This is a genomic window from Filifactor sp. (assembly GCF_057248345.1).
This window is the reverse complement of record NZ_DBHIIC010000076.1, coordinates 1-2,756: the sequence shown is the minus strand read 5'-3', so window position 1 is coordinate 2,756 and position 2,756 is coordinate 1. Positions and strand designations below refer to the sequence as shown.

Genomic DNA, 2,756 nt, shown 5'->3' with positions numbered 1-2,756 from the left:
GCTTACAAATATGGAGCGGTAGACATTTTTCTTTTCATCTCCTGAAAAATCAATAATCTTTTTTAAAGCACTTATCATTTTATTTCACCCTCCTTTACTCCAATATGAGCTTCCCACATTTTTTGATATAGTTTGCAGTCTTTCAGCATCTCTTGATGACTGCCGGATGAAATCAGCTCTCCTTTTTCTATTAAAAAAATCTGCTTGGCATCCGTTATAGTTGATAACCTATGTGCAATAACAATAACTGTTTTATTTTCTACAAGTTTTGACAGAGCTTTTTTAATAACCACCTCATTTTCCGGATCAATATATGAAGTGGCTTCATCAAAAATAACAATAGGGGAATCTTTCAACATGGCTCTTGCGATGGAAATTCTCTGTCTTTCTCCTCCAGAAACATGACTGCCACTGCTTCCGACAACGGTATCGTAACCACGTTCCATCTTTACAATAAAATCATGGCAGCCTGATCTTTTTGCAATATCTTCGACTTCTTCATCACTTGCATTCGGATTTCCCATACGAATATTTTCCCTTATGCTTTCATTAAAAAGAAAATTATCTTGAGAAACGAAAGCCACTAAGCCATATAATTGTTTCAGTGGAATATCCATCAAATTATATCCACCAATCATTATGTTCCCTGAGTTTATGTCCCAATATCCGGCTACAAGCTTGGCTAAAGTTGATTTTCCGCTGCCAGATGAACCGACAAAGGCTACTGTGCTTCCTTGCTTTATGTTTAATGATATTCCATGAAGAATTTCTTTTCCTTTTTCGTATTCGAATTTTACATTCTGCAAATCAATATCAAAGTTTTTAATATCTCTAAATTGATCAGAATGATTCTGTTCTTTTCCCTCTAAAATTGAGTTAATAGAATTTGCAATAGTACCTATTTTCGCAAGACCGTCGACAAAATTTATTGTTTCAAGCAATGGTCCTGCAATACCCAAAGATAATATAATAACTGGCACAAATATTTCTGCACCAAGACTTCCATGAGTATAAAAATACCATCCAAATGGAAGCACAGTTATCAATGTAGTAGGAGATATATTTTTTGATAAAGATACCGGTAGCTGGCAACTTTTCATCCAATCATAAAAATACTTTGCATTAGCAATTACTTTATCTTTATATTTTGCATAAGACTTCTTATCTTGATTAAAAGTTTTAATTACTTCTATTCCATTTACATACTCAACAATCGCAGAATTCATCTCACGACTTACTTTCACAGATCCTTCATACTGAACTGCATAATTCTTCATTACAAACCCCATAAAGAGCATACCGAAAGGAATGGATACTAATGACAATAAAGCCATTCTCCAATCGAGAAACAGCAGATAAATAAATATACTTAATGAACCTAATATGTTAGAAGTCATTTCAGGTAATAAGTGGGCAAGAGGTTTCTCCATGCTTTCAACTTGATCAACCATAATCTGCTTTAGGTTGCCACTTGGAACATTTATTATCTCTCCCAAAGGCATCTTTGGTAGTTTATCAAGCATTTTTAGTCGAATATCCTTCAATACACTAAAAGTTGCTTTGTGGGATACGGATAATGCAATAGAATACAAGATGGATTTTAAAATATAAGATACTAAACCTATTCCCATCCATAACAAATAAAGTTCTAATCTACCATTCCCATTCATCAGGTAAATTAAAATATGGCTTGCAGCTATATATGGAATAACTCCTGCAATAACACCAACAGTTGCTATAAATACTGATATTTTCAGTTTTGAATGTTCTTTATGTGCAAGTTCCCACAATATCACTACAGGACTCTTTTCTTTCATTTTCATACCTCCTAATTTTCGATAACAAAATTAGCTAACTTAGTTATCTTATGTTCAAAAAAGTAGGGGAGATTCCCCTCTTTTTTTTAAAAACCTCTCAAGTTTTCCCAACCATTGTAAAAAAACTCTGCAACTATTTTAGAATTCATCCTCACTTCGCTCTCTGTTTTAGAATGAATTATTATTTCACACAAAGCATTTATATAGGCATAATCTAACAAATGAATCGTCGTTTCTGGAATTTCAATCATTTGCCTTTTGCCGGCGACAATTTGAAATACTTTTTTTCGATTCTCATCTTCAAGCTCAACCAACTTATCAGCAAAATTAGCATACTTCGTTCCATAAGCATGGTACATTAAGAGTTCAAATAACTCCTTTTTACCAAACATATATAAAGCGGTTTCTATTGAACCGTTCACATTAATATCAGCCAAATCTTCAAGCTCGTCCCTTTTTAAACTCTGAAAGGATTCCGTTTCAAATTTGGAATAAAATTCCAATATCTCATTAGCAAGAGGTTCAACCAAAGCAACAAATAAATCTTCTTTATCTTCAAAATGGCGATAAAAGGCTCCCGTAGTAACCCCGGCATCTTTACAAATTTTTCTTAAATTAGCTCGTTCATATCCATCGTTCAAAAAATTCGCTTTACCACTATCTATGATTTTTTTATGTGTAAGCTCATATCCACTCAAATCTGCCACTACTCTGCCTCCTTTCTCTTTACTGATTAATTTCCCGCCTCATTTTGATAACTTAGTTATCATTCTACTATTTTCGATTATATATGTCAAGTATTTTCTGGAACTTCAATAAAAAATATGGTACAATAAATGCAAATAGTTTTATACACGCTTATTGCTTGCTACAAATCATTCTTTTGTAGCAAGCACAGTAAGTGTACGGACACTTACGGAAAAATTGATGAAGCAGCCC

General features: G+C 33.4%; 2 protein-coding genes. Both read right to left on the bottom strand.

Features of this window, described 5'->3' with window-relative positions:
* Positions 1-74: 74 nt before the first annotated feature.
* Positions 75-1,817, bottom strand: a complete 1,743-nt coding sequence (locus ACO5GE_RS07930) for an ABC transporter ATP-binding protein (RefSeq protein WP_484830370.1) — start codon at positions 1,815-1,817, stop codon at positions 75-77.
* An 86-nt stretch (positions 1,818-1,903) separates the two neighbouring features.
* Positions 1,904-2,524, bottom strand: a complete 621-nt coding sequence (locus ACO5GE_RS07925; protein ID WP_288915971.1) for a TetR/AcrR family transcriptional regulator — start codon at positions 2,522-2,524, stop codon at positions 1,904-1,906.
* Positions 2,525-2,756 lie beyond the last annotated feature (232 nt).